Consider the following 26,110-nt stretch of genomic DNA (forward strand, 5'->3'; position numbering starts at 1 on the left):
ACAACAGTGCGTCTCGCCGGCGGTAGGAAGCAAGCCAGCAGCAGTCACCGGGGTCGGTCACGCCCCGCTCGGGCACCAGTGGAGCGACGGCTTCGGGTACATCCCGTGCGCCGATCAAGCCGACCAGATAGTCCGTCACCCCTGTCGTCCCCGGCCACCCCCGGCGTGCGTCTCCCGCAGGAAGTCGAGCAGCAGCGGATTGACCACCTCGGGGCGCTCCAGGCTGGGCAGGTGACCGGCCCAGTCGAGTTGGAGGTGCCGGGCGTCGGCCAGCTCCTTCGACAGACGGACGGCGATCTGGCGGAAGTCGGGCAGGTCGTGGTCGCCGGAGATCACCAGGGTGGGGGCGGTGATGTCGGCCAGGTCGAACTCGGGCCGGAGCTGCGGGAACTCCTCGACGGCGGCCAGTTGCACCTCGAAGGCGTGCCGCTGCATCTCGCGTACCTGCTCCCGGGCCGCCTGGTCGGCGTGGGGACCCACCAGGGTGTCCACGTTGAGGTCGGTCGCGCCGGTGACGTCCCCGGCCTCCAGCAGCGCGTCCTCACGTTCGCCGAACGCCTGGAGTTCGGCGCTGGGCTCGTGCCCGGCCAGCGCGGTGCAGAGCAGCACCAGCGACGTGACCCGGCGCGGCCAGCGGGCGGCGATCTCCAGCGCCACGCGCCCACCGCCGGACGACCCGACCAGCGCGAACTCCTCGGCGCCGAGCAGGTCCAGGAGCTCGATGACGTCCTCGGCGTTGTTGTACGGCCCGTCCGGCACGGGCGAGTCCCCGTAGCCCCGCATGTCGCTGCGTACCACTCGACAGCCGGCGTCGACCAGCGCCGGCACCTGCGGATCCCACATCCGGCGGTCGCAGGCCGTGGAGTGCAGCAGGAGCACCGTCGGGCCGCTGCCGGCCACGTCATGAGCAAGTGTCATCGGCTCAACCTAGAGGTGCGCCTTCCGACGCACACCCGAGTTTCGGCGCACCAGCAGGTCAACTTCCGGTGTGACGGGACCGGTCAGGCGCGCTCGTAGACGGAGACGTGCTGCCGGCTGCCGGCGGTGAACGGACCGCGGGCCCAGTCGTTCCAGCGTTCCCGCAGCCGCATGCCGGCCAGCCGCGCCATCAGGTCCAGCTCGCTCGGCCAGCAGTACCGCAGCCGCAGCGGACGCAGGGTGGTGCCCTGCGCGTCGAAGGTCACCCGCTGGTACGTGACGGCCTGCGCCACCGGGTCGTGCTGGAGGAACTCCATGCTCACCGAGTCTTCGGTGAGCCCCCGGGTGGCCACCCGCTGGCCGCGGTCGAACTCCGTCACGTCCTGGATGAAGGCCTCCACCACGAAGAGCCCGCCCGGGGCGAGCACCTTCCCCACGTTGACGAAGCAGTCGACCTGACGCGCCTGGTCGGGCAGGTTGAACAGGGTGTTGTAGACCAGGTACGCGAGGTCGTAGGGGCCCTGGACCGGGACGTCGGCCATGTCACCGAGGACGGTCGGGATGTCGGCACCGCCGGGCTTGGCGCGCATCCGCTCCAGCATCAGCGGCGCCCCCTCGATCCCCTCCACCGCGAGGCCCCGCCCGGCGAGGGGCACGGCCACCCGCCCGGTGCCGATGGCGAGTTCCAGCACCCGCCCGCCAGCGGGCACCAGGCCGGCCAGGAACTCCACGGCCGGCGTGGGATCGGGAGCGTTCCGCTCGTCGTACTCGTGCGCGTACCGGTCGAAGAACGCCGGATCGTTCAGTCCACTCATGACGGTGAGCCAAGCAGCGACGTCGGGCGCCGCGCCACACAATTCCTCCGGTCAGGCCGCCGGCGTCCACATCCAGGGCGTCGTGGTGCTGACCTCGTGCATGCCGAGCCGGCGCAGGACGGGACAGCTGTCCGCGGAGGCGTCGACCATCAGGTACTTCAGGCCCCGGTCGACGGCGATCCGCGCGCGTTGGGCAACCAGCGCCCGGTAGATGCCCCGCCGGCGCCACCGGGCCAGGGTCGACCCGCCCCACAGCGCGCCGAAGTCGGTGCCCGGGATCACGACCAGCCACGCGGCCGAGACGACCTGCCCCTCGGCCTCGGCGACCAGGACGACGATGTTGTCGGGGGCCGTTTCGATCCGGTCGGCCAGGTCGTCGGCCAGCCAGGAGAAGTCGACGCCCCACACCTCGGTCTCCATAGCGGCGATCCGGGCCAGGTCCGCCCGCTCGGCGGTGGGTCGGATGGTCACGCCGTCCGGGGCCTCGGCCGCCACCGTCAGGTCAGAGGCGAGGCCCACGACAACGGTCTCTTCCGGCTCCGGCGCGAAGCCGGCGAGCCGGAGCCGCTCGGTCAGGTCGGCCCGGTCATGGCCGTACGTCTTCCACTCGACCGCCTGGCCGCGTTCGGCGAAGTGTGCCCGGACCCGCCCGATCACGGCGTCCAACTCCTCGACGGAGAGCCCGTCGAGGTCCCGGGCGAAGGTGAACCCCCGGAACGGGGCGGTGATCCGGAGGACCGGGCCGTCCCAGAAGGGTGTCCAGGTCTTCGGCAGCCGGTCGGCGATGGTGCCGCGTACCTGGTCGTCGTGGAGCTGCAGGAGGTGGTCTCGGGTGGTCATGCGACGGATTCTGGCAGCCGGATCAAGGGCTTTTCGGGTCCGGACCGCCTTCCGGCGGCCACCGTCGCGTCGGCCGGTGCGACTAGTCTCCCGCCATGATGACGGAGCTGGACCTTCGGCTGGCCGACGGCCGCACGCTGCACGCCTACGACACCGGCGGGGAGGACCGGCTCGCCGTCTTCTGGCACCACGGCACCCCGAACATCGGCGCGCCGCCCGCGCCCCTGTTCGCGGCGGCCGACCGGCTGGGCATCCGCTGGGTCTCCCACGACCGTCCCGGGTACGGCGGCTCCACGCCCCTCCCCGGCCGCGACATCGCCTCGGCGGCGACCGACGTGGCGGCGGTCGCCGACGCGCTGGGCCTCGACCGGTTCGCGGTGGTCGGGCACTCCGGCGGGGGTCCGCACGCCCTGGCCTGCGGCGCGCTGCTTGCGGACCGCGTGGTCGCCGTGGTCAGCGGCGCGGCGCTGGCCCCGTACGACGCGGACGGGCTCGACTGGTTCGCCGGCATGGTGCCGTCCGGTGTGGCGTCGCTGCGCGCCGCGGCGGCCGGGCGCGCGGCGAAGGAGGAGTTCGAGACCTCCGGCGTCGAGTACGACCCGGGGTTCACCCCCGCCGACCTGGCCGCCCTGGCGGCCGAGTGGTCCTGGTTCGACAGCGTCGTCGGTCCGGCGATCGAGGCCGGCTCGGGCGGGCTGATCGACGACGACCTGGCGTACGTGTCGCCGTGGGGTTTCGATCCGGCGCGGGTCACGCCGCCGGTGCTGCTGTTGCACGGCGGCCGGGACGGGGTCGTGCCCGCGGCGCACGGCGAGTGGCTGGCGCGGCGCTGTCCCGGCGCGGAGCTGCGGCGGTACCCGGAGGACGGGCACATCTCCGTGCTCACCCACGCCGAGACGGCGCTGGAGTGGCTGCGCGACCGGGCCGGGGCGGCGCGCGCCGTGGGCGGTCGGTAGCAAGAGCGGACGGTTGGGGTGAGGCGGCGGCCGCGGGACCCGGCCGCCGCCTCGCCGCGCCGGGGCGGGCGCGGATCGCGACACCGCACGGATGACCGGGGGGAGGTCATCCGGCGAGGCCGCGGTGCCGGCACCGGGCGGAGGGGGGTGAGCCCGCCCGGTGCCAGGGATCAGTTGGTCGCCGGGGTGGTCGCCGGGTGGCCGCCGGGCGCCTCGGGGCGCTCGGTCTTCGCCGTGGTCGGACGGGTCTGCGGCCGGCCGGCCGGGTGGCTGGGGGTGACCGTGGGCTTCGCCGCCCCGCTCGGCCTGCCCTTCTCGTTCGCCAGCAGCGTGTCGCAGTACGCGGCCACCTTCTCCTTCGTGCCGGCGGAGGTGATCAGCACCCGGAACGCCGGGTTCTCCAGCGCCTTGCCCGGGTTGTCAGCGACGCCGGCCTTGTACGCGTGGCAGAGGCCGACCAGGTTCGGCGACGGGGAGCCCTTCGCCCCGGCCGGCGAGCCCTTACCCTGGTCGGCGGCGTCGGAGGGCTTGCCGGTGGCGTGCGCCGACGGCTTCGCGGTCGACGTGTTGAGCGGGTCGGGCAGCGTGCCGGTCGCGGCGGCGAGCGCCACCCCACCGGTGGCGGCGACGGCGAGCGCCGTGGCGCCGACCTTCAGGGTGAGGAGTTTCGCGAGGGCGGTCTCAAGCATCGAGCAGCTCCGTTTGGGAATTGGAAGTGCGGAAATGCCACCCGGCGTGCCTCCGGTGCAGCGGTGCCTCCGGCGGGGGCGCCGGGGGCCGGGACGCGCGCACGGGGTGACCCACGGCCGGGCGGGGGTGGCCGGCCGTTGCCGAGGACCGCTGGTGACGCCGCTGAGTGATCAGTCGGCGACTCCGCAGGTCCGCTGGCCAGAGGTTCTGTGCGTTCATCTCGTGCCCTCAGCGCCGGTCCCCCGCCGGATGTCACACCGTCACCCTGGGATGGCCGCGCCGCGACGGGGGGCGACGGCGGACGGGAGGGCGGCAGCACCGGCGCCGTGGCAGGATGCGGTCATGACGAGCATCCGAAAGGACCGTGGGGCGTAGGCCCCCGGGCGCCCTGCGCGCCATCCCGCTGCGGCCGGACCGACCGTCGTCGCGCCTCCCAGGTCTCAGCCCCGCACCCGGCAGGCGATCGCCCGGGTGGAGGCCCGGCACCTCTTCCCCGGCGAGGTCTCCGCCGCCCTCCGGCAGTACCGCCAGTTCCTCGCCCAGCCGGGCCGCTGGCGCTACGTCCCGAACCGCGACTGTCCCTGCTGCGACGTCCGCACGTCGCGGGACACCCTCGACGAGGCCCTGCGGGCGCTGCCACCGCCGGCCCGGGCCGAGCTGGGCCGGATGGTCGCCGCGCTGGACGCCGAACTCCTCCGCCGTACCCTGCCCGCCCCCTGGTCCCCGCGCATCAGCCCGTGGCACGGGTCCCGCCCCTGGTGGTGGCACCGGCTCCCGCACGGATGACGACGCCGGGTGACGGCGCGAGGCGGCGATGCACGTCACCTCGTCCACCACGGGAGCGGGGCCCCGGCCGACCGGGGCGGACACGTATGCTGCCCGCGTTCGCACGGGGGCCTGGGGAGAGTGGCATGCGACGGTGGCACGGTGTGACGGCGTTGGCCGCTCTGGGCGTGGTGGTGCTGGCCGGGTGCGGCACACCCGCCGGGACGGACGGCGACCTGACCGACGACTGGCGTCCGGTCGGCAAGGTCGAGCAGTTCACCCCGAAGGTGGGCGACTGCCACCTGACCGCCGAGCCGAGCAGCTACCTGACCAGCTACCAGCCGGTGGAGTGCAGCCGTGCGCACCTGGTGGAGACCATCCACCTCGGCGCCTTCACCGGCGCGCTCGCCGAGCGGCCGACCCCGCCGCCGGTCGGCTCCGCCGCGATCCGTCCCGCGTTCGCCGAGTGTGACGCCAAGGCGACGGCGTTCGTCGGCGGCGACTGGCGGGGGGCCCGGCTGTCGGTGCAGGTGGTGCCGCCGTCGCCCGGCGGCTGGACGGGTGGCAGCCGGTGGTACCGCTGTGACCTTTTCGAACTGGACACCGTGGACGGTGGCACGTTCCGGGATCACCCCAACGACCATGCGATCCAGCACACCGGCAGCCTGCGCGACGCCCTGAAGCGCCCGTCGCCGCTGGCGTTCGGCTGCCTGACCGAGGATAAATGGGGCAACTTCCAGCAGGTCGGCTGCGCCACGGCCCACCAGTACGAGTACGTCGGCGCGTGGACCGTACCTGACGGCCGGTACGCGGACGCCGGCCGGCGCGACGAGTCGATTCACGCCGGGTGCCGCACCCTCGTCGCCCGGTACGCCAAGGTCCCGGTCGACCGCATGCTGCGGTACCGGACGGGGACGTCGTACCAGTTGCCGTCGGAGGAGGCGTGGGCGCGAGGTGACCGGGGGGTGCGCTGCTTCTACTGGTCGAGCGGGAAGAAAATCACCCGGTCGATCAAGGGCGGCGGCACGAAGGCGCTCCCGGTCACCTGACCGGCGCGGCCGCCGGTAACTGGGCCAACCCGAACGCGTCGAACACCGACCGGTCCTGGAAGACCACGTTCCGGCTGATCCCCACGCCGGTGACGGTGAGGACCTGGAGGGTGTGCGGGACGTACCCGTCGCCGTCGCGCACGTACGCGGCCAACGCGGGCTGACCGTTGGCGGCGGTGGGCAGCATCCGCCAGTCGGTGCCGCGCATGGCGAAGATCCGGGCGATGAACCGGCCGTAGTGCTCCCGGCCGACGTACCAGTTGAGCACCGGCGGCATCTCCAGCACCGCGTCGGCGGTGAGCAGCCGGGTCAGCGCCGGGACGTCGGCCCGCTCGAACGCCGCCACGTACCGGTCCACCAGCGCCCGCCCGCCGGGGTCGGTCGGCTCGACGACCTGCTCCTCCCGTACGGCGAGCGCGCCCAGCCGGGCGCGGGCCCGTTGCAGCCCGCTGTTGACCGCGGCGGGCGTGGTGGCGAGGGTCTCGGCGACCTCGGCGGCCGGCCGGTCGAGCACGTCCCGCAGGATCAGGATGGCCCGCTGCCGGGGCGGCAGCAGTTGCAGGGCGGCGACCAGCGCCAGCCGCAGGCTCCCCCGGGCGGCGACCACGGTGGCCGGGTCGAGCACCGCGTCGGGGAGCGGCTGCAACCAGGGCACCTCCCCCACCACCATGCGGGCGTCCGGGTCGAGGTTCGGCGCGACGAGGTCCGACGGCAGCGGCCGCCGGGCCCGGCCGCGCAGCGCGGTGAGGCAGGCGTTGGTCGCGATCCGGTGCAGCCAGGTCCGCAGCGAGGCCCGCTCCGGGTCGTACCGGTCGAAGGCGCGCCAGGCCCGCAGCAGCGTCTCCTGCACCAGGTCCTCGGCCTCGTGCGTCGAGCCGAGCATGCGGTAGCAGTGCGCCAGCAGCTCCCGCCGGTACGGACGGGTCCGCTGGTCGAAGTCCTCGCTGGTCGCCGTCACTGGTCCGTCCCTCCGGTCTGCCCATCACATACCTACCGGCCCGGTCACCGGATTTCATCGCCGCCGGGCCGATGAGTTCCCGTCCGCCGTCGAGTAGGTACCGGCGAGGTCCACACCACGGAAGGACGACCATGACGCAGACCGAGACCAACCAGACCCGCGACCGGGCGGTACGCGAGGTGCTGCACGCCCTCGTCGCCGCCTGGGCGGCCAACGACGCGGACGCCTTCGCCGCCCGCTACGCCGACGACGCCACGGTGGTGCTGGCCGGCGGGGTGTTCCACCAGGGCCGGGAGGAGGTCCGCCGGTACATGGCGGGCGCCTTCGCCGGCCCGCTGCGGGGCTCCACCTCGGTCGACGAGCCGGAGAGCGTCCGGCTCGTCGGGCATGACGCGGCGGTGGTGGTCAGCCGCAGCGGCTTCCTGCTGCCCGGCGAGGAGACGCTCCCCGCCGACCGGCTGCGCCGCGCCACCTGGGTGCTGTCCCGAGGCGACGACGGGTGGCGGGTCGAGGCGTACCACAACTGCCCGGCCTGACCGGGCTCCGGCCGCCCGCCCCAGGTGGGCGGCCGGAGCTCGGATGACGGCCGCGCCGCCGCCGTCCACCATCGACGGATGCCACCTCATCGACCGGCCGAGCCGGACATCCGGCGGTACTACACCGAGGTCTACGCCGAGGCGGAGCGGCTGCACCGCACCCCGCACGGGCGGCTGGAGTCGGCGCGTACCCGGGACCTGCTGTCCCGGCTGCTGCCCGCGCCGCCGGCGACGGTGCTCGACGTCGGCGGCGGCCCCGGCGCGTACGCGGGCTGGCTCGCGGCGGCCGGCCACCGGGTGCACCTGGTCGACCTGGTGCCGCGACGCGGTCGACTGCGCGGCGGCGTTCGAGCGGGACCCGGCGAAGCGTCGGGTCAGGACGCGTCGCGCATCCAGCGCGGCAGGGCGCGGGTGTCGTCCTGGCCGTGGCCGGCCGCGTGGGCCGCCTCCCCCACCTTTCGGGCGGCGTCCACCAGCGGCAGCCGGGGCTCGGCGGCGAGGCAGAGCCGCAGGTCCTTGGTGAGCATGTCGACGGTGAAGCCGGCGGCCTCCGGCGGCCCGGACGCCAGGATCTGGCGTACCGGTGGGAAGGCGGCGCCGAGCGGGCCGGCGGCGATCAGCTCGCCCACCACGTCGGGCGGGAGGTCGAGGGTGGCGGCGAGCCGCAGCGCGTCGCCGATCCCGGCGAGGGCGAGGCCCAGCGTGAGGTTGCGGACCAGTTTCGCGGCGCTGCCGGCGCCGACCGGCCCGACGTGCCGGACCTTCTCCGGGTCGCCCCAGAGCTCCAGCAGCGGGCGGGCCGCCGCGACGTCCGCCTCCTCCCCGCCGGCCAGCACGCCGAGGGTCCCCTCGGTGGCCGGCCCGACCGAGCCGTAGACCGGCGCGTCGACGTAGCGCAGCCGGTGCTCGCGCAGCCGCGTCGCCATCCGCCGGGAGGCGTCCGGGCCGATGGTGCTGCCGTCCACCACCAGGGTGTCCGGCTCGGCGCCGGAGGCCACCCCGTCCGGGCCGAGCAGCACCTGCTCGACCGCCTCGGGGTCGGCGAGCATCAGCACCACCACGTCCCGGCCGCGGGCCGCGGCGGCCGGCATGGGGGCCACCGTCGCACCGTCGGCGGCGAGGGCGTCGGCCTTGCCGCGGGTACGGTTCCAGACGGTCAGGTCGTGCCCGGCTTTCAGCACGTGACGGGCCATCGGGGTGCCCATCCGGCCGAGTCCGAGGAAGGCGACGCGGAGTCGCCGTGATTCGCTGCGCATGTCGGCAGTCAACCGCACGATCACCGGACGCGCGGGCATTGCGCCTCCCCCGGAAGCGCGCCGGAGCTGGACAGCGACGTGCCGCGTACCGAGGGTGACCGGTTGCGGTCAAACATGTTATTCTCCGGCGTCGATCTACGCCGTGCGGGCCCGACCGGGTCGCTGCCGGAAGGACACGTCCCCCGATGCCGGTCGCTGCCGCCACGACCTCGCCGCCGTCCACGTGGGACCGGCCGGCGGGCGGGGCGTTCAACCTCGTCTTCACCACCCTGCCGGCGCTGCTCCGGCTGACCTGCGGTCTGGTCGGCGCGGTGGCCGCCCTGGCGATCCGGACGCCGCCGGTGCGGGTGGCCCTGCTGGTGCCGGTGGTCGCGACGCTCACCGCCTGGTCGGTCTGGTACGCCGTCCGGGCCCTGCGGCGCGGCCTCGCCGGGCCGCTGGTGGCCGGCGACGTCGCGCTCACCAGCGCGGCCTGCCTGCTGATCCCGTGGCTGGTGGCGCCGGAGGTGCTGCCGGGCGAGGGAAGCTGGATCGCGGTGCTGGCCAGCACCACCGTGATCAACGCCCAGGCGACCGCCCCGGCCCGCTGGTCCGTCCCGGCGGGGCTGCTGGTCACCGCCGCGTACGTGGCCGGCGCGGCGGACGCCGGCAACGCCGTCGAGGCCCGCGCGCACGCCGCCACGCTGCTGGTGCAGATCGGCTGCACGGCGATGATGACGGCGCTGATGCGGCGGCGGATCGGGCGTGCCGACCGGGATTTCGCCGACTTCCAGCGGCTGGCCCGGGCGGCGGTGGTGGCCCGGACCGCCCGGGAGGCGGAGCGGCGGCAGAACCGGGACCTGCACGACACCGTCCTGGCCACGCTGACCATGGTCGGGCTCGGCGCGGTGGCCGGCCCGTCGGCGGCGCTGCGCGACCGGTGCGCGGCCGATCTGCGTACCCTCGCCGCCCTGGCCGACGCCCGGTCGGCGCCGGCGGCCGGCCCGACGGCGCTGGACGACCGGCTGCGGACGGTCCTCGCGCGGCTGCCCGAGCTGCCGGTGAGCGCGACGCTGGCACCGTGCGCGGTCCCGGCGGAGGTCGCCGAGGCGCTCGCCGAGAGCGCCGCCGCCGCGCTGTCCAACGTGGATCGGCACGCGCCCGGCGCGAACGTCACGCTGCGCCTGGCCCGGGTCGCCGACGCCGTCGTGGTCGAGGTCGCCGACGCCGGTCCGGGCTTCGACCCGGCCACGGTCCCGCCCCACCGGTACGGGGTGCGCGAGTCGATCCGCGGCCGGATGACGGCCGTCGGCGGGCGCGCCGAGGTGGTCTCCGCCCCGGGGTCGGGCACCCGGATCCGGCTGGAGTGGCCTGGTTTCGGCTGACCTGGGCGCGCGGGTCGGCGCGCCGGAGGACGCCGCCCGCCCCCCGCCCCGCCCGCGGCCCGGCGGCGGCCCGGCCGCGGAGATGGGCGAGCGGGTGGCCGCGGGGGCCGCGGCGAGCGCGGTCGCGAGCGCGTCCGACCGGGGCGCAAGGGTCGCGGCGGTGGCCATCGCGCTGGCCTGGCACGTGGCGATCGGGCTGCCGGCGGTGCTGGGCGCCTGGTCGGAGCTGGCCGCGCCGGCGGCGGTGGGCGCGGGTTGGCTGGTCACCGCGGCGGTCGGCGGGCTGGCCGGGGTACGGCTGCTGCGCGGCGCCCCGCTGCCCGCCCGGCGGCTGGCGGCGGTGCTGCTGCTGGTCGACGCGGCGGTCTTCGCCGCCGCCGGCGAGCGGTGCCTGTTCAGCACGGCGAACTGGGTGTGGGGCGGGCTCGCCTGGTTCTTCCTGCTGGTGCTCTGGCGCCGCCCGGTCGGCTGGCTGCTCGCGCTGCTGGGCGCGCACGCGGTGATCGCGCTGGGCGCGGTGCTCGGGCACGACGCGACCGCCCCCGCCGACCTCACCCGGTATGCGATGTACGTCTACGGCACCTCCTCGTTGCCGGTGGCGGTCTTCGTCGGGGCCGCCGCGATCGCCGCCCTCGCCCGGGACCGGGCGAGCACCGCCGCGGCCGCCGGAGCGGTGGCGGCGGAACGGGTGGCCGCGGAGCGGGCCCGGGAGGAACGCCGGGATCGGCTGGCCCTGGTGGGCGGCACCGCCGAGGAGGTGCTGGCCGCCCTCGCGGCCGGCCACGCCAACCCGGCCGACCCCGAGGTGCGGCGGCGCTGCGTGCTGGCGGCGGCCCGGCTGCGCCGGCTGATCGCCGAGTCGGACGACGTGCCCGATCCGCTGCTGCACGAACTGCGGGCCGCCGCCGACCTGGCCGACCGCAACAGCCTGCCGATCGAGCTGATCGCCATCGGCGAGCCGCCGGACCTGCCGGTGGAGGTACGCCGCCGGCTCGCCGACCCGCTCACCGCGGCGCTCGCCGACGCCCGGCGGTGGGCCCGGCTGACCGTGGTCGCCGGGGCGGACGAGGTGGTGGTCAGCCTGGTCACCCCCGACCACGACGGGCCGTACGCGACCGGTCCCCCGGCCGCCGACGAGGCGGGTCCGGTGGAGCAGGTGCACGAGCGGGACGGGGAGATCAGATGGACGCAGACCCGATGGCGGAGGATGTGACCGGCGCGCCGCCGATCGGCGTGGCGATCGTGGACGACCACCCGGTGGTGATCGACGGGGTGCGGGCCTGGCTGGCCGCCGAGCCGCGGCTGCGGGTACTGGCCGCCGGGGACGATCCGGACGCGGTGCTCCGGGCCGCCCCGGAGGCGGAGGTGGTCCTGCTCGACCTGCGGCTGCACGGGCGGATGGTGATCGACAAGCTGGCCGAGCTGAGCGCCGCCGGCCGGCGGGTGGTGGTCTACTCCGAACACACCGACCCGGACACCATGCTCGCCGCGCTCGACGCGGGGGCGGTGGCCTTCCTCGCCAAGCACGAGGGACGGGAGCACTGCGTCGCCACCGTGCTCGCCGCGGCCAGCGACCGCCCGTACGTGCCGCCGGCGCTGGCCGGGGCGATGGTGGGCAACCCCCGGCCGGACCGGCCGGCGCTGTCCGACAAGGAACGCGAGGCGCTGCTGCTGTGGTTCCAGTCGATGTCGAAGGCGTCGGTGGCGCGCCGGATGCGGATCAGCGAGCACACCGTCAAGCAGTACGTGGACCGGGCGCGGATCAAGTACACCCGCGCGGGTCGGCCGGCCGCCACCAAGGCGGCGCTGCTCGCCCGGGCGATCGAGGACGGACTCGTCCGGCCGGAAGAGATCGGCATCTACCGGTCACAGGCGGCGACCGACCGGCCGACCCCCTAACGGGTGTCATGACACGGCGCGGCTTGTCGGCGACGCTCGACGTACCGCCAGCCGCCCCGGGGAGGTCTTGACAGTGCAGGAGGACGCCGCACCCTTCTTCGTCGGGCCGCACCGCTTCGACGGCGACGACGACGCCGCCCGCCCCGTACTCGACCGGCGGTACGGCCTGGTCCCGGAGCCGGGCGAGCGGGTGCTCGGGCTGCACCGCCTCCAGGTGGCCGGTCACCTGCTCGGTCCGACCGAGAGCGCCCGCAGCTGGGAGCTCCCCGCGCCCGCGACGGTCACCGTCACCGACCGTCGGGTCGCGTACGTCTGCGGCGGCGCCGAGTTGGCCCCGGTCTCCGGGCGGGACGGCCCGACCGGCGCCCGGCACCGGCGCCCGGCCCGGCTGTCCGGCCTGGTCAGCGGGCAGATCCGCTGGCAGTGGCCGTCCCGGCTGGAGCTGCGGGCCGACGGCCGAGACGGCAATACGGCGCTGCTGGTCGTCTGTGACGCGCTGCGCACCATCCGACAGCCGGCGCTCGCCCTCGGCGGCCCGGTCGCGCTGGTCGCCGAGCTGGCCCGGCAGGTACGCCGGTCGGTGGCGGCCTTCCGGCTGGTACATCCTGAGCTGGTGGACCTCTCCCCGCCGGAGCGGGACGAGCTGGCCGCCCGGGTCGGCCCGGCGCCCGTCCCGGCGGCGGGCCGGGTCACCCTGCCCGGCTCACTCCCGGTCGAGTTCCTCTCCCGCGACGACTACTACCGCCCGCACGTGGAGCGGGACCCGGCCTCGCCAAGCCGGTCGGCGCCCGTCCCGCCGGCCCTCCCGCACCGCCCCGGCTCCGCCTGCTGACCCCCACCACCCGGTCCGCCCGCGATCCTCGACGGAAACCGGCCCCCAGCCAAGGCCGGCGGAGGCGTGGCGACCCGGCCGGGGGTCAGCTGGCGAGGGGGAGCGCGTCGCCGGTGGCGCGGGTGCGGGTGCGGGTGCGGAGGCGGCGGAGCATCCGGGCGTCGGTGAAGCCGACGGCCCGGGCCGCCGACTCCACCGTGGCGCCGTGCCCGATCAGGTGCTCGGCCCGCTCCACCCGCAGCAGTTGCTGGTAGCCGAGCGGAGTCAGCCCGGTGACCTGCCGGAACAGCCGGCTCAGGGTGCGCTCGGAGACCCCGCAGGCGGCGGCCAGCCCGGCCAGCGGCAGCGGCTCCGAGTAGCGGGCGTCGATCAGGTCCTGCGCCCGGTGCACCGCGTCGGAGAGGTGCGAGCGGTGCCGCATCATCGCGCTGGCCTGCTGTTCGTGGCCGTTGCGCCGGGCGTACACGACCAGGGTGCGGGCGATCCGGGCGGCCGTCGACGGACCGTGCCGGGTGGCCACCAGGTGCAGCGCCACGTCGATGCCGCTGGCGATGCCCGCCGACGTGACCACCCGCTCGTCGACCACGTAGAGCACGTCGCGCACCACCCGGGCCGCCCGGTGCCGCAGGGCCAGCTCGTCCTGCACCTCGTGGTGGGTGGTGCACCGCCGCCCGTCGAGCAGGCCGGCCCGGCCGAGCGCGAAGGCCCCCGCGCAGATACTCGCCACCGTGCCGCCGCGGGCGTGGTGGTCGGCCAGCCGCCGCAGGTCGGCCGGCCCGACCGGCCCGGCCGGCCCGTGCGCGGCGGGCCGCCAGCCGGGTACGACCACCAGGTCGTCGCGGTCCAGCTCGGGCCACCGCGTGTCGGCCCGCAGCGACACCCCCTGCACGGTCGGCACCTCGGCGGCCTCGGCGACGTAGTGCAGGCGGTAGTCGTACCCGAGGTCGGCGGCGCTGGAGAAGACCTGGGCCGGCCCGGCCAGGTCCAGCAGGTGCAGCTGCGGGACCAGCAGGAAGACGACCCGGGCCACGGCTCAGACCCCGGCCTGGACCGCGCCGGTCAGCTCGGCGACGGTACGGATGGTGGCGAACCGGCCGGACAGGGCGTACTCGGTCCGGGCGATCATCTCCTCGTTCGACAGGGTGCGCGGGTCGGCGAGGATCTCCTCCAGGGTGGCGGTCGCCGGGAGGTCGCGGTGCGGGGTGGGAAAGGTGACCGTCGCGTCGGTCACGAAGGTCATCTCGTGGCCCAGGTCGGCGCCCACCCGGGTGGTGGTCTCCACGCACTGCTCGGTGCGGATGCCGCAGACCGTGACCTCGCGGACGCCCGCGAGGGTGAGCAGCTGCTGCAGGTTGGTGGTGGTGAACGCGTTGTGCGAGGTTTTGACCAGCGTCGGCTCCCCCTCGACCGGGGAGAGCCCGTCGATCAGCCGGACGTGGCCGAGGGCCGGGTCGAAGACCGTGCCGGTGCCGGGCTCGGCGTGCAGGACCCAGACCACCAGGTCGCCCCGACCGCGGGCGGCCCCGACCAGCCGGTCGACCTGACCGACGATGTCCGGCTGCGAGGCGTACGCCCACATCGGGCGCTGACGGAACGATTCCTGGACGTCGATGACGACGAGTGCGGCTCTGTTCATGGGTTCGATCCTGGCCGGGCGGACGCCGGGGCGGCAGGCACCATCATGCCCGGATGCGGAACGATCCGGTCACCACCCGGGAGTCAGGCGGCGGAGGCGCGGCGGCCCCGGCGGTCCAGCTCGGCGGCCTCCTCCAGGGTCGGCGCGGTGCCGCCCAGGTGCACGGGGTGCCACCAGGTGTCGTCGGCGCCGGCCGGGGCGTCCGGGTACTCCCGCTGCGCCCGGTCCACCAGCGCGCTCAGCCGGCTCTTCAGCTCCGCGGTCATGGTGGTGGCGTCCGGGTACGCGGCCGGGTCCATCGGCTCGCCGATCAGGATGGTGATCGGGGTGTGCCGGCGGGTCAGGGTGCGCGGCCGGCCCTTGGTCCAGAGCCGCTGGGTGCCCCAGAGCGCGACCGGGAGCAGCGGCACGGCGGCCTCCTGCGACATCCGGGCGGCCCCGTTCTTGAGCTCCTTGACCAGGAACGACCGGCTGATGGTGGCCTCCGGGAAGACGCCGACCACCTCGCCGCGCCGCAGCGCCTCCACCGCCGTGTTGTACGACCCGGCGCCGGCCGCCCGGTTCACCGGGATGTGCTTCATGCCGCGCATCAACGGGCCGGACACCTTGTGCGCGAAGACGTCGTGCTTGGCCATGAACCGGACCAGCCGACGGGACTCGTGCGCGCCGTAGCCGCAGAAGATGAAGTCCAGGTAGCTGACGTGGTTGCTGGCCAGGACCGCGCCGCCAGTGGGCGGCACGTGGTGGGTGCCCTCCACGGTCAGGCGCAGGTCGAGGACCCGGAACATCGTCTTGGCGGCGGCGATCACGGGCGGGTACACGAGTTCCGGCATCCGGTAACTTTACACCGCGTAGGTTACGGAACCGTAGGGGCGGATCGTGCCGTCGGACACCCGCGTGGTCGGCCCTTCTGCCGGTGGCAGAGGCGGCTCGCGGGCGGTGGCGCAGACGGGCACGATGGCGGGATGACCGAACGCGCGGTACTGCTCTGGATCCACGGCGGCGGCTGGCGAGGCCGGTACGACGAGGACGGCGCCGCGCTGGCCCCGCTCGGGCTGCGGGTGGTCGCGGCGACCTACCGCTTCGTGGACGAGGCGCACTGGCCGGCCCAGCTCGACGACGTACGGGCCGCCGCGCGGTCGGCCCGGGCGGCGGCCGACGGGCTGCCGCTGCTGGTCGGCGGCGACTCGGCGGGGGCAACCCTGGCCCTGCAGCTGGCCCTGCGCGGCGTCGACCGGCCCGGCGACGTGGCGGCCGCGCTGGCGTACTGGCCGCCGGTCGACCCGCTCGACGCGGAGTGGCGGCGGCTGCGCGCCCACGACGATCCGTGGGCCGACCTGCTCGGCCACCCGCCGGCCGCCGGGGACCCGGCCACCGTCGACGCGACCGTCGCCACGCACCTCGGCTCCGGCGTGCCGGTGCTGCTGGTGCACGGGCGCGACGACCGGTCCGTGCCGGCCAGCCAGTCGGTCGGCCTCACCGGGCGGCTGCTCGCCGCCGGGCACCCGGTGCACACCTGGATCACCCACGGCGGGCACGCCCTCGACCTGGACCGCCCGGACATCCGGGCGGTCAGCGCCGCGTTCCTGGACAGCGTGCTGACGACCGGTTGACGCGGCTACGGTCAGGGCATGCCCGACCTCGCCGCGATCGTCATCCACTGCCGCGACCCGTACCTGCTCGCGCCGTTCTGGAGCGCGGTCACCGGGCTGCCGGTGGCCGAGGAGGACCAGGTCCGGCTCGCCGACCGCTCGCTCGGGCCGACCGAGGCGGTGCTGCTGCGCGACCCGTCGGGGCACCGGCCCGACATCTGGATCAGCCCGGCGGACGACCTGCCCGCCCCCGGCCGGATCCACCTCGACCTGGTCGGCGACGCCGAGGAGCGGGCCGCGGTGCTGGACGCCGGGGCCACCGTGGTCCGGGAGCTGCCCCGGTGGACCGTGCTGGCCGACCCGGAGGGCAACGAGTTCTGCCTGCTGCCCCGCGCCGAGGCACACGGCGACCAGACGCCGCCGGGGCACTGACGGGTGGCGCCGCCGGCCAGGGGCCGGCGGCGCCGTCACCAGGCGGCTACGAGGCGGCCGGTTCGTGCAGGTCCATCCGGCCCCGGGCGAAGGCGTCCACCCGGCCCCACCGGCCCGGGATGTCCAGCACCTCGATCCGGCCCATGCCGATCGGCAACCGCGGGTCGACCGCGAGGTGCCCCTCGTGCGGCTCCAGCCCGAGCATCGTGCGGAGCAGCAGCAGCGGCGTACCCGTCGACCACGCCTGCGGGCTGCACGCCGTCGGATACTCCACCGGGAACTTGGTCAGCTCCCGCGGGTAGCCGCCGAACGCCTCCGGCAGCCGCCCGTCGAAGTAGGTGGCCGCGTCCAGGATGCCGCTGGCGATGGTGGCCGCCTCCTCGGCGAAGCCGTACCGGCGCAGGCCCCAGGCGATGAACGAGTTGTCGAACGGCCAGATCGTGCCGTTGTGGTAGCCGATCGGGTTGTAGCGGACCTCGCCCTCGGCCAGGGTCCGCACCCCCCACCCGGAGAAGAGCCGCGGGCCGATCAGGTGCCCGGCGATCTTCGCCGCCCGGTCGTGGTCGACGATGCCGCTCCAGAGCAGGTGACCGATGTTCGAGCTGAGCACGTCCATCTGCCGACCGGTCGGGTCCAGGCCGAGGGCGAAGTACTCGCCGTCCTCCACCCACCAGTCCCGGTTGAACCGCTGCTTCAGCTCGGCCGCCTCCCGTTCCAACTGGTCGGCGTACGCCGGGTCGCCCCAGAACTCCCGGGCCAGCCGGGCGGCCCGCATCTTCGCGTCGTACGCGTACCCCTGCACCTCGCAGGTGGCCCGCGGGAACGGGGGCAGCGTCCCGTCCCGGTACGAGATCGAGTCCCAGGAGTCCTTCCAGCACTGGTTCTCCAGGCCGGTGTCGGTGTTGCGCCGCTCGTACCAGATGTAGCCGTTGCCGACCATGTCGGCGTAGTCGTCGACCCACTTCAGCGCGGCCCGGCACTCCCGTTCCAGCTCCTTGACCAGCGGGACGTCGCCGGTCCACTTCTCGTACTCGTCGAGCAGCACCACGAACAGCGGGGTCGCGTCCACCGAGCCGTAGTACGGCGAGTGCGGCTGCTCCTCGAAGGCGGCCGTCTCGCCGTACCGCATCTCGTGCAGGATCCGGCCCGGGTCCTCGTCCCGGAAGTCGTCGAAGCGGGTGCCCTGCAACGCGCCCAGGATCCGCAGCGTCGTCTTCGACAGGTCCGGCGCGAACGGCAGCACCTGGAGGCAGGTCAAAATGCTGTCCCGGCCGAACATGGTCATGAACCAGGGCAGGCCGGCCGCCGGCAGTGTCTGCCCGCCCAGCGAGATCGGCGAGAAGCGCAGCGCGGCGAGGTCGATCAGGCTGCGCCGGTAGGTCGAGGCCACCCGGCCGTGCTCGCTGTTCACCTTGGGCGCCCGGGCGATCCACTGCTCCAGGTCGTGCTGGAGGGCGAGCCGCTCGGTGGCGTGCACCCGCACCCCCATCCGCAGGTCCCGGCCGCCCGGGCCGAGCGCGGACGTCTGCACGTCGATCGCGGTGTTCCACTGCTCGTTGGGTTCCAGGTGGATGGTGTACGCGAAGCCGTTCTGGTCGTAGCGGGCCGGAATGGAGGAGGTGACGACCGTCTCCCGCCGGAAGTTCCCGCGTCGGTAGCCCAGCCGCAGCCGGTCCGGCTCGGCCTCGGCGTAGGTCTCCCCCTTCTTGTTGAGAATCTCGTCCTTGACCTGGAAGAGGTCGGCGAAGTCGGAGCCGGCGTCCATCCGGATCTCCAGGTCGACCGCCTTCTCGTCGTGGTTGAGGATGGTCAGCGTCTCCCGGAAGCTGCCGCCCACCGCCCGCTCCCGGATGATCGACAGCTTCGCGTCGATGTAGTGCGTGGCCATCCCCGGCACCAGGAAGAACCGCGCCTCGTAGTACTGAAGGTCGTCGTAGGAGAGCGCGTTGAGCCGCTCACCGTTGACGGTCAGCACCCACTTGGACAGGAAGCGGGTGTCGAGGGAGAAGAGCCCCGTCGGTTCGCTCGGCGTGGCCTCGATGTCGCCGGTGTCCTCGGAGACCACGAAGGTGTTGCCGTCCAGGATCCGGACGGTGTTGGTCCCCGGCATCAGCGGACCTCCCTCTGGAATGCGTGGTGGGGCCCGCGGGCATCCGGCGGACCGGGAAAGATCCGTTCGACCTGGAGCACCAGGCGCGCGTCGCCCGAGACGGTCATGTCGCCCCGGAGAAGCGCCGCGATGGCGTTCTCACTGCCGGTGACCAGGTCACCGAAGAGCCGCGGCGAGGTGCCCACCACCGTGTCGGCTTCCCGGTCCTGCTGGCTCACGTGCAGGTTGCCCCGCTCGATCTGGAGCAGCCAGTGGGTCGTCTGCGCCCCTTCGTGCAGGTCGAAGCGCATGGTTCCGGAGGTCTTCGCCAGCAGCGGTTCGAACCCCCGCCGGTCCAGGTCCTCGAAGAACCTCGTGGTCGCGTCCAGCATCCGGTCCACTCCTCCCGCAATCCGCGGCGTGCGACGTCCGAGGAGGGGTCCCCATCGGGTACGAGGCCAATCTCGCCCGGTTCGGGTGAGTCGACGCCGCGGTGGTGTCGGTGGGCGGCGGTAGCCTGCGACGGGACGGACGAGGAGGGCGTGTGGCGGGCGTACCGGGGATCGACCGGGAGCGGGTGCTGGCGTACCGGGTCGCTGCCCAGCAGCTCGACCGTCCCGGGCTGCGCCCCGCCGACCTCGACGTGCTGGCCCTGGGCGCGCAGGACACCCCGTACGGCTCGGCCCGACTGGCGCTGGCCGCCCGCGTCCCCGCGACCGTCGGGCCGGACGACGACCGGTTGGAGCTGGTCTGGTCCTTCCGGGGCGCGCCGCACCTGCACCGCCGGCGGGAGCTGCCGGCGCTGGCCGCCGCGCTCTGGCCGCTCAGCGACACCGACGCCGCCCGCCGCATCCCGGGGCAGATCCGGGACGGGGCGAAGCTGGGGCTGGCTGCGTTCCGGGCCGCCGCCGACGCGTTCCGGGCGGTGGTGACCGCTCCGATGGACCGGGGCGAGGTGAGCCGGGCGGTCACCGAGCGGATCCCGGCCGCGTTGAGCTACGACTGCCGGCCGTGCGGCGCCCGGCACGTCTCCGGCGCGCTCTTCCAGCAGGCCGGCCTGGCCGGCGGCGTACGCCTGGCGGTGTCCGGTCGGGCGGCGCGGCTCGCGCCGCTGGCCGAGCGCCCGGGGCCGCCCGACGCGGCGACCGGCACCGACGCGCTGGCCCTGGCCTACCTGCGGCTGCTCGGCCCGGCCACGATCGCCGACGTGGCCGCCTTCCTCGGCACGAGCGCCACCGAGCTGCGCCGGGTCTGGCCGGCGGAGGCGCTGACGGAGGTCCGCGTCGACGGCCACAGGGCCTGGGTGCCGACGGACCGCCTCGACGCGCTCCGGGCGGCCGAGCCGGCGCGGCTGGTCCGGCTGCTGCCGCCCGGCGACCCCTACCTGCAGGCCCGCGACCGGGCCCTGCTGGTCCCGGAGAAGGCCCACCAGCAGCAGCTCTGGCGGATGCTGGGAAACCCGGGCGCGCTGCTGGTCGACGGCGAGATCGCCGGCACCTGGCGGGCCAGACAGGCCGCCAAGGGTCGACTCGACCTCACCGTCACCCCGTTCACGGCGCTGCCGGCGCGGGTGGGCCGGGAGGTGCGGGCGGAAGCCGAGGTGGTGGCCACCGCGCGGGGCGCGTCCGAGGTGCGGGTGGCGATCGAGGCGGTCTGAGCGGTCCGCGGGGAGACCCGCCGGGAGCCACGACGCCGGCCCCCGAACCGGGGCCGGCGTCACCGCGGCGGACGGGTCAGTTGTTGGGCTCGTCGGCGCTGATGTCCGCCAGCACCGACTGGGGCTCCCGCTCGACGGCGAGGTCGCCCATCGAGACCAGCCCCACCAGGCGGCCGTCGTCGATCACCGGCAGCCGGCGGACGGCGTACGTCCGCATCAGGTCGGCGGCGGCCACCGCGTCGTCGTACTGGCTCACCGTGACCACGTCCTTGCTGGTTATCTGGTCGAGCCTGGTCGACTTCGGGTCCATGTTCTCGGCGACGGCGCGGACCGTGATGTCCCGGTCCGTGACGATGCCAACCACATTGTCGCCGTCGGTCACCACCACGTCGCCGATGGCGCTGTCGCGCATCTCCTGCGCCGCGGCGGTGAGCGTGTCGTTGCCGTCCATCGTCACCAACCGGGTCGTCATGAACTCTCCGACCGTTGTCATGGTGCTCCCCTCTCGGTGTCGGCACGGTCGTCTACCCGCCCCCGCCGAGCGGTAACGCCCGCCGCTCACCGCCGGCGGGGCAGCCGCCGCCGCAGGTCGTAGAAGCCGTTGCTGGACAGGCCGAGCCCGTAGCACGCCACCGCCACCCGCTCGTCGAACCGGTCGCCCTTCTCCACCGCGCGGGAGACCACCGCGGTGACGAACGGCAGCAGCGCGACGCTGAACAACACCACCAGGTTCGCCCAGTGCAGCCCCCGGTCGGTGCAGCGGACCCGGTGGAAGGTCCCCTTGTGGTTCAGCCAGTTCACCGCGACGTAGAGGTACGACGTGACGTACGCCAGGTAGACGGGCCACTGGCTGAGCAGGGCGTGCAGCAGCCCGCCCGGCGGCACCTCCGGGGTGCGCAGGTCGAGCACCAGCAGCGTGATGATGATGGCCAAGACGGCGTCGCTGAACCCGATCGCCCGACCCGTGTCCGAGCGCAGGCCGCCGGCCTCGGTGTTCTCGTCGTCCCGCCCTTCCGGGTCGGCGTCCACCGGCTCCCCTCGTACCCGCCACCGGCGAAGGGGGCCGGGGCGGTGCACAGGAGCGGGTACACCCATGGTCGGCGCGGCTGTGCCGTGACCTCCGGTCCCGGCAGAGCCGGATGGGGTGGGGCCGGGGCGGGAGCCCGGCCGGTGGTCAGCCGTGCGGGGGCATGCCGTAGACCCGCTCCACGTACAGCCGCAGCACGAGGCGACGCTCGGCGACCATGGCGGCCCGGAAGTCGTCCCAGTCCGGGTGTTCGCCCTGCACCGCCCGGTAGAGCCCGACCAGCTCCTCGACGGTGGCGTCGTCCGGCCGCTCGGCCACCGGGGTGAGCTCCGCCCGCGCCTCCGCCACCGCGTACGCCCACCCGTCGTCGCTGCCGACGTGGAAACTGGCCCGGGGGTCGCGGCGCAGGTTGGCGGTCTTGGCCCGGCCGTCGGTCACCGAGACCCGGATCAGGCCGCGCTCCCGGTCGAAGGAGTAGACCACGTTGGACAGCTGGGGTCGGCCGTCCCGCTTGATGGTGGCCAGCACGCCCAGCCACCGGCCGGCGATCAGGTCGGTCAGGGCCTGCTCGGTCTTCTCGTCCGCCATGGGATCCTCCGCGTCGATGCGTCGCTTCCGCGTCCCATCTCACCGCATCACCGAAGCGCGCGCGCGACGATCGCCGCCGCATCGGGGCGTGGAGCCGTCAGACCACTCGCGGACCAGACCCGACGCTCACCAGACAGCTGCCCGACGAGCGAGGAGGACCGCCCGCGCCGCGCGACACGGCGATCGCGCGGGCCGCCACCCCATCGCGCGCCGGGCGACGGCAGCCCCGCGGGTCGACGCGCCGGCGCGGACGACCGGGGTCAGCGGCGCTCGGCGGCGACCAGCTCGGCGAGCTGCACGGCGTTGAGCGCGGCGCCCTTGCGCAGGTTGTCGTTCGAGCAGAAGAGGGCCAGGCCGTGCTCGACGGTCTCGTCGGCCCGGATCCGCCCGACGTACGTCGGGTCCTGGCCGGCGGCCTGCAACGGGGTGGGCACGTCGGAGAGCGCCACGCCGGGCGCGCCGTCGAGCAGCTCGCGGGCGCGGGCCGGGGTGACCGCGCGGGCGAAGCGCGCGTTGATCTGGAGCGAGTGGCCGGTGAAGACGGGCACCCGGACGCAGGTGCCGGAGACCTTCAGCCCCGGGATCTCCAGGATCTTGCGGCTCTCGTTGCGGAGCTTCTGCTCCTCGTCGGTCTCGAACGAGCCGTCGTCGACGATCGAGCCGGCGAGCGGCAGCACGTTGAAGGCGATCGGGCGGGCGAAGGAGCGCGGCGCCGGGAACTCCACGGCCGCGCCGTCGAAGGCGAGGCCGCTGGCGTGCTCGGCGACCTTGCGGACCTGCTCGTCCAGCTCGGCGACGCCGGCCAGCCCCGCCCCGGAGACCGCCTGGTACGTCGAGACGACGAGGCCGACCAGCTCCGCCTCCTCGTGCAGCGGGCGCAGCACCGGCATCGCGGCCATGGTGGTGCAGTTCGGGTTGGCGATGATGCCCTTCGGCCGGTTCGCCGCGGCGTGCGGGTTGACCTCGGCGACCACCAGCGGCACCTCGGGGTCCATCCGGAAGGCCGAGGAGTTGTCGATGACGACCGCGCCGGCCGCGGCGACCCGGGGGGCCAGCTCCTTCGCGGTGCCCTTGCCCGCGGAGAAGAGCACGATGTCCAGCCCGCGGTAGTCCGCGGTGGCCGCGTCCTCGACGGTGACCTCGCCGTCCCGCCACGGCAGCGTGCGCCCGGCCGACCGCGCCGAGGCGAACAACCGCACCTGCTCCGCCGGGAACTCGCGCTCCGCCAGCACCTGCCGCATCACGCCACCGACCTGGCCGGTGGCCCCCACAATGCCGATCCTCATGCCCGCGAGGCTACCCAGGTCCCCGGCCGGGCGGGGAAGGCTTTCCCATCGCCCGGGCCGGCGACCGGCCTGCTCACCGGCGGCGACGGCCACCGGGCCGGCCCGGCTGCCCGGAACGACGCCGCCGGACGGCCCGGTGGCCCGGAAGATCCCGCGCCAGCGGGTCGCCCCGCCGAAGCATTCGCAGCCGGTCCCCGGACGCCCCGCTCGGCGGCGCCGCGACCGACGTCACACCCGCGCGGTCAGCCGGCGTGGTCGACGACCTCGCCGAGGCCGGCGGCCACGAGCTCGTCCCGGATCACCGCCGAATCCCCCTCGACGACCAGGGTGAGCGCGTGCGGGTGCAGATGCGTTGCGGCCGCCGCGGAGACCTGATCGATGTCGGCGGCGAGCAGCGACTCGCGCAGCCGGGCGTGGTAGTCGTCCGGCAGGTCGTGCACCACCAGCGTGGTCAGCGCGGCCGCGATCGCCCGGGGGCTCTGCAGCTCCACCGAGAGCTGCCCGGCCCGCCAGGAGCGGGCCACCGCCAGCTCGTCCTCGGTCACCCCGGTCAGCTGGGTACGGGTGATCTCGCCGACCGCCTCGACCAGCGCCGGCGCGGTCACCGCGGTCTGCACCCCGGAGCTGACCGCGAACCGGCCGAACCGGCGGGACGAGGCGAAGTCGCCCCGGATGCCGTACGTGTAGCCGTGCACCTCGCGGATCAGGTGGTTGAGCCGGGAGGTGAACGCCCCGCCGAGCACCGTGCCGGCGAGCGTCATCGGCACGTAATCGGGGTGGGCGCGGTGCGGGGACGGGTGGCCGAGGCGCAGCGTGGACTGCACCGACCCGGGCCGGTCCACCAGGATGATCCGCCGGCGGTCGTGCAGCGGCACCTCGATCGGGCCGCCCTTCTCCACCGGCCCGCCGCCGGCGCCGGCGAACGCCGTCGCGGCGAGCGCGTCCAGGTCGATCCGTTCCAGGTCACCGGCGACGATCAGCGTCCCGGGGCGGATGAACCACTCGGAGTGGAAGACCGTCACGTCGTCCACGTCGAGCCCGGCCACCGTGCCCGGGTCGCCGTACATCGGCCGGCCCCACCGGTTCTCGACGCCGAAGAGGTCGGCCCGGAGCGCGGCGTCCGCCCGCGGTCCCGGGTTGGCCCAGTCCATCCGCAGCGCGGTCGCCTCGTCGTCGCGGACCCGCCGCACGTCGGCGGGATCGAGTCGGGGCGTCCGGACGGCCTCGGCGAGCAGCTCCACGGCGGCGCTCAGCCGCTCCACCGGCACCTGCACGCTCACCTGGAAGGAGTCCCAGTCCAGCCCGGTCACCAGCTCGGTGCCGAGCGCCTCGATCGCCAGCGCGTACGCGGTGGCGTCCCGCTGCGCGGTCCCCTCCTCCAGGGCCTTGGCGAGCACCCCGCCGAGGCCGTCCTTGCCGACCGGCTCCCGCCCGGCGCCCGCGTCGAGCAGCAGCAGCGCGACGGCGAGGTTCTGCCCGGGCAGGTGCGCGGCGACGACCTGCCCGCCGGCGGCGGCCCGGCGGACCACCTGCGGGAACCGGTACGGACGGGCGGCGCCCGGACCGGGACGTTCGGCGATCAGCGTCATGAGGTCTCCTCGGGCAGGTAGGTCAGGGTCACCCGGTCGGCGGCGCCGAGCAGCTCGGCGGCCTGTTCGGCGATCTGCTCGGCGGTGACCGCGAGCCAGGCCGGCAGCCGCTCGCCGGCCTTCGCCGGGTCGCCGAACTGGGTGGCGTACCGGCCGAGGGTGTCGGCCCGTCCGTCCACCGTGGACATCTGCCGCCACCACATGGTGCTCAGCAGCGACTTGGCCCGGTCCAGCTCGGCCGCGGTCACCGGCACCGTGGCCAGCTCGTCGACGACCTCGGCCAGCCCGGCGGTCAACCGCTCGCCGGTGACTCCGGGGCGGGCGGTGGCGGTGGCGATGAGCGGGGCGGGCGCGTGCGCCAGGTCCACCCCGTACGCGCCGATCAGGTCCGGTTGAGCGATCCGCTCGCCGTCGGCGAGGCGCTGGTAGAGCCGGCTGCCCCGGCCGCTGCCCAGGACGGTGGCGAGCACGGTGGTCACGTCGTACCCGGGGGTGCCGAACGGGTGGGTGCGGTGCGCGACGTAGACGCGCGGCGCGGGCACGTCGGTGGTGACCGTCTCCACCGCCGGTCGACCGGTCGCCGGCACGGTACGCCCGTCCGGCGCGGCCGGGATGTCGACGCGGACCGGGATCGCGCCGAAGTACTTGTCGGCGAGCGCGAAGACCTCGGCGGCGTCGGCGTCCCCGACCACCGTGAGCACCGCGTTGTTCGGCGCGTAGTACGTGGTGTGGAAGGCCTGGAAGGTGGCCAGGTCGGCGGCGTTCAGGTCGGCCATCGAGCCGATCGTGGCGTGGTGGTACGGGTGGCGCGGCGGGTAGAGCAGCGGCAGCAGCCGCAGCCAGGAGTCGCCGTACGGGACGTTCTCGTAGCGCTGGCGCCGCTCGTTCTTGACCACCTCGCGCTGGTTGTCCAGCGTCTCCTGGGTCAGCGCCGGCACCAGGCCGCCCATCCGGTCGGCCTCCAGCCAGAGCGCCAGCTCCAGGTGTTCGGCCGGGACGGTCTCGAAGTAGTTGGTCCGGTCCGGGTTGGTGGTGGCGTTGAGCGAGCCGCCGGCGCCCTGGATGAACTTCATGTGCTCGGTCTTCGCCACGTTCGCCGAGCCCTCGAACATCAGGTGCTCGAAGAGGTGGGCGAAGCCCGTCTGCCCCTCCGGCTCGTGCCGCGAACCCACGTCGTACCAGAGGTTCACGGCGACCGCGGGAGCGGTGCGGTCCTCGCTCACCACCACGCGCAGGCCGTTGTCCAGTCGGGTCGTCTCGATGGGCCAGGGGTAACCGCTGTCGGGCATGTCCCGACGCTATCCGATCTCACGGGCGGAAAGGTGACGAGCGGAGC

The 26,110-nt window shown here is 74.8% G+C and carries 28 protein-coding genes; 11 read left to right on the forward strand and 17 right to left on the reverse strand.

Annotated features, from left to right (window positions below):
* Positions 1-135 precede the first annotated feature (135 nt).
* The 3 genes from EV384_RS32125 to EV384_RS32135 form a co-directional block, all read right to left on the reverse strand.
* Positions 136-918 carry an alpha/beta fold hydrolase gene (locus EV384_RS32125; protein ID WP_130339317.1) on the reverse strand — a complete coding sequence of 261 codons (783 nt, stop codon included), beginning with the start codon at positions 916-918 and terminating at the stop codon, positions 136-138.
* An 83-nt stretch (positions 919-1,001) separates the two neighbouring features.
* Positions 1,002-1,733, reverse strand: coding sequence for a class I SAM-dependent methyltransferase (locus EV384_RS32130; RefSeq protein WP_130339319.1), 732 nt, complete (start codon positions 1,731-1,733; stop codon positions 1,002-1,004).
* A 51-nt stretch (positions 1,734-1,784) separates the two neighbouring features.
* Positions 1,785-2,573, reverse strand: coding sequence for a GNAT family N-acetyltransferase (locus EV384_RS32135; RefSeq protein ID WP_130339321.1), 789 nt, complete (start codon positions 2,571-2,573; stop codon positions 1,785-1,787).
* Positions 2,574-2,668: 95 nt separating this feature from the next.
* On the opposite strand from EV384_RS32135, the gene EV384_RS32140 reads away from it, so the two are divergent.
* Positions 2,669-3,529 carry an alpha/beta fold hydrolase gene (locus tag EV384_RS32140; RefSeq protein WP_130339323.1) on the forward strand — a complete coding sequence of 287 codons (861 nt, stop codon included), beginning with the start codon at positions 2,669-2,671 and terminating at the stop codon, positions 3,527-3,529.
* Between the two features lie 170 nt (positions 3,530-3,699).
* Here EV384_RS32140 and EV384_RS32145 read toward each other — a convergent pair whose 3' ends face one another.
* Entirely contained in the window at positions 3,700-4,218 is a 519-nt protein-coding gene (locus EV384_RS32145) for a hypothetical protein (protein ID WP_130339325.1), read from the reverse strand.
* 472 nt (positions 4,219-4,690) lie between these two features.
* On the opposite strand from EV384_RS32145, the gene EV384_RS32150 reads away from it, so the two are divergent.
* Complete coding sequence (locus EV384_RS32150; RefSeq protein ID WP_242624393.1) at positions 4,691-5,005, forward strand: hypothetical protein; 315 nt, start codon at positions 4,691-4,693, stop codon at positions 5,003-5,005.
* 125 nt (positions 5,006-5,130) lie between these two features.
* Positions 5,131-6,033 carry a septum formation family protein gene (locus EV384_RS32155; protein ID WP_130339329.1) on the forward strand — a complete coding sequence of 301 codons (903 nt, stop codon included), beginning with the start codon at positions 5,131-5,133 and terminating at the stop codon, positions 6,031-6,033.
* On the opposite strand, the gene EV384_RS32160 is transcribed toward EV384_RS32155, so the two are convergent.
* Positions 6,026-6,991, reverse strand: coding sequence for an RNA polymerase subunit sigma-70 (locus EV384_RS32160; RefSeq protein ID WP_130339331.1), 966 nt, complete (start codon positions 6,989-6,991; stop codon positions 6,026-6,028). The two genes, EV384_RS32155 and EV384_RS32160, sit on opposite strands and share 8 nt — an antisense overlap.
* Before the next feature lie 131 nt (positions 6,992-7,122).
* Between EV384_RS32160 and EV384_RS32165 the strand changes: the two genes are divergently transcribed.
* Complete coding sequence (locus EV384_RS32165) at positions 7,123-7,527, forward strand: SgcJ/EcaC family oxidoreductase (RefSeq protein WP_165440125.1); 405 nt, start codon at positions 7,123-7,125, stop codon at positions 7,525-7,527.
* A gap of 374 nt (positions 7,528-7,901) precedes the next feature.
* Here the strand turns inward: EV384_RS32165 and EV384_RS32175 are convergent, their stop codons facing one another.
* Positions 7,902-8,783 carry an NAD(P)-dependent oxidoreductase gene (locus EV384_RS32175; protein ID WP_130340940.1) on the reverse strand — a complete coding sequence of 294 codons (882 nt, stop codon included), beginning with the start codon at positions 8,781-8,783 and terminating at the stop codon, positions 7,902-7,904.
* Between the two features lie 185 nt (positions 8,784-8,968).
* Between EV384_RS32175 and EV384_RS32180 the strand changes: the two genes are divergently transcribed.
* The 4 genes from EV384_RS32180 (at position 8,969) to EV384_RS32195 (ending at position 12,878) form a co-directional block, all read left to right on the forward strand.
* Positions 8,969-10,147: a sensor histidine kinase gene (locus tag EV384_RS32180; protein WP_130339335.1), complete on the forward strand. Its 1,179-nt coding sequence runs from the start codon at positions 8,969-8,971 to the stop codon at positions 10,145-10,147.
* 82 nt (positions 10,148-10,229) lie between these two features.
* Positions 10,230-11,360, forward strand: coding sequence for a hypothetical protein (locus EV384_RS32185; RefSeq protein WP_341273648.1), 1,131 nt, complete (start codon positions 10,230-10,232; stop codon positions 11,358-11,360).
* Complete coding sequence (locus EV384_RS32190; RefSeq protein WP_130339339.1) at positions 11,330-12,046, forward strand: response regulator; 717 nt, start codon at positions 11,330-11,332, stop codon at positions 12,044-12,046. Before EV384_RS32185 ends, EV384_RS32190 begins: the two co-directional genes overlap by 31 nt.
* Positions 12,047-12,119: 73 nt before the next feature.
* Entirely contained in the window at positions 12,120-12,878 is a 759-nt protein-coding gene (locus EV384_RS32195; protein ID WP_242624559.1) for a hypothetical protein, read from the forward strand.
* Positions 12,879-12,963: 85 nt separating this feature from the next.
* On the opposite strand, the gene EV384_RS32200 is transcribed toward EV384_RS32195, so the two are convergent.
* The 3 genes from EV384_RS32200 to EV384_RS32210 form a co-directional block, all read right to left on the reverse strand.
* Positions 12,964-13,908 carry a GlxA family transcriptional regulator gene (locus EV384_RS32200; protein WP_130339341.1) on the reverse strand — a complete coding sequence of 315 codons (945 nt, stop codon included), beginning with the start codon at positions 13,906-13,908 and terminating at the stop codon, positions 12,964-12,966.
* 3 nt (positions 13,909-13,911) lie between these two features.
* Positions 13,912-14,514, reverse strand: a complete 603-nt coding sequence (locus EV384_RS32205; protein ID WP_130339342.1) for an isochorismatase family protein — start codon at positions 14,512-14,514, stop codon at positions 13,912-13,914.
* Positions 14,515-14,597: 83 nt separating this feature from the next.
* Positions 14,598-15,347, reverse strand: coding sequence for a lysophospholipid acyltransferase family protein (locus tag EV384_RS32210; protein WP_130339344.1), 750 nt, complete (start codon positions 15,345-15,347; stop codon positions 14,598-14,600).
* A 132-nt stretch (positions 15,348-15,479) separates the two neighbouring features.
* On the opposite strand from EV384_RS32210, the gene EV384_RS32215 reads away from it, so the two are divergent.
* Both EV384_RS32215 and EV384_RS32220 read left to right on the forward strand, forming a co-directional pair.
* Positions 15,480-16,127 (forward strand): alpha/beta hydrolase, encoded by a 648-nt coding sequence (locus tag EV384_RS32215; RefSeq protein ID WP_130339346.1) that lies wholly within the window; start codon positions 15,480-15,482, stop codon positions 16,125-16,127.
* Positions 16,128-16,145: 18 nt separating this feature from the next.
* On the forward strand, positions 16,146-16,538 hold the full coding sequence (locus EV384_RS32220) for a VOC family protein (RefSeq protein ID WP_130339348.1): 393 nt from the start codon (positions 16,146-16,148) through the stop codon (positions 16,536-16,538).
* Positions 16,539-16,584: 46 nt separating this feature from the next.
* Here EV384_RS32220 and EV384_RS32225 read toward each other — a convergent pair whose 3' ends face one another.
* Complete coding sequence (locus EV384_RS32225) at positions 16,585-18,648, reverse strand: amylo-alpha-1,6-glucosidase (RefSeq protein ID WP_130339350.1); 2,064 nt, start codon at positions 18,646-18,648, stop codon at positions 16,585-16,587.
* Positions 18,648-19,019, reverse strand: coding sequence for an SCP2 sterol-binding domain-containing protein (locus EV384_RS32230; protein WP_130339352.1), 372 nt, complete (start codon positions 19,017-19,019; stop codon positions 18,648-18,650). Before EV384_RS32230 ends, EV384_RS32225 begins: the two co-directional genes overlap by 1 nt.
* A gap of 152 nt (positions 19,020-19,171) precedes the next feature.
* On the opposite strand from EV384_RS32230, the gene EV384_RS32235 reads away from it, so the two are divergent.
* Positions 19,172-20,284: a DNA glycosylase AlkZ-like family protein gene (locus tag EV384_RS32235; RefSeq protein ID WP_242624395.1), complete on the forward strand. Its 1,113-nt coding sequence runs from the start codon at positions 19,172-19,174 to the stop codon at positions 20,282-20,284.
* Between the two features lie 76 nt (positions 20,285-20,360).
* Here EV384_RS32235 and EV384_RS32240 read toward each other — a convergent pair whose 3' ends face one another.
* From EV384_RS32240 to EV384_RS32265, 6 genes are all read right to left on the reverse strand, one after another.
* Positions 20,361-20,777, reverse strand: a complete 417-nt coding sequence (locus EV384_RS32240) for a CBS domain-containing protein (RefSeq protein WP_130339354.1) — start codon at positions 20,775-20,777, stop codon at positions 20,361-20,363.
* Positions 20,778-20,842: 65 nt separating this feature from the next.
* A complete protein-coding gene (locus EV384_RS32245; protein ID WP_242624396.1) occupies positions 20,843-21,313 on the reverse strand; it encodes a TMEM175 family protein in 471 nt (156 codons plus the stop codon).
* A 145-nt stretch (positions 21,314-21,458) separates the two neighbouring features.
* Positions 21,459-21,899: a PPOX class F420-dependent oxidoreductase gene (locus EV384_RS32250; protein ID WP_130339358.1), complete on the reverse strand. Its 441-nt coding sequence runs from the start codon at positions 21,897-21,899 to the stop codon at positions 21,459-21,461.
* Positions 21,900-22,159: 260 nt separating this feature from the next.
* The gene (locus tag EV384_RS32255) at positions 22,160-23,185 is read right to left on the reverse strand and encodes an aspartate-semialdehyde dehydrogenase (protein WP_130339360.1); all 1,026 of its coding nucleotides are present in this window, start codon (positions 23,183-23,185) and stop codon (positions 22,160-22,162) included.
* A 242-nt stretch (positions 23,186-23,427) separates the two neighbouring features.
* The gene (locus tag EV384_RS32260; protein WP_130339362.1) at positions 23,428-24,774 is read right to left on the reverse strand and encodes a M16 family metallopeptidase; all 1,347 of its coding nucleotides are present in this window, start codon (positions 24,772-24,774) and stop codon (positions 23,428-23,430) included.
* Positions 24,771-26,063, reverse strand: a complete 1,293-nt coding sequence (locus EV384_RS32265) for a M16 family metallopeptidase (RefSeq protein WP_130339363.1) — start codon at positions 26,061-26,063, stop codon at positions 24,771-24,773. The genes EV384_RS32260 and EV384_RS32265 overlap by 4 nt, the downstream gene beginning before the upstream one ends.
* Positions 26,064-26,110 lie beyond the last annotated feature (47 nt).

The sequence above is a fragment of the Micromonospora kangleipakensis genome, assembly GCF_004217615.1.
GTDB classification, from domain to species: domain Bacteria; phylum Actinomycetota; class Actinomycetes; order Mycobacteriales; family Micromonosporaceae; genus Micromonospora; species Micromonospora kangleipakensis.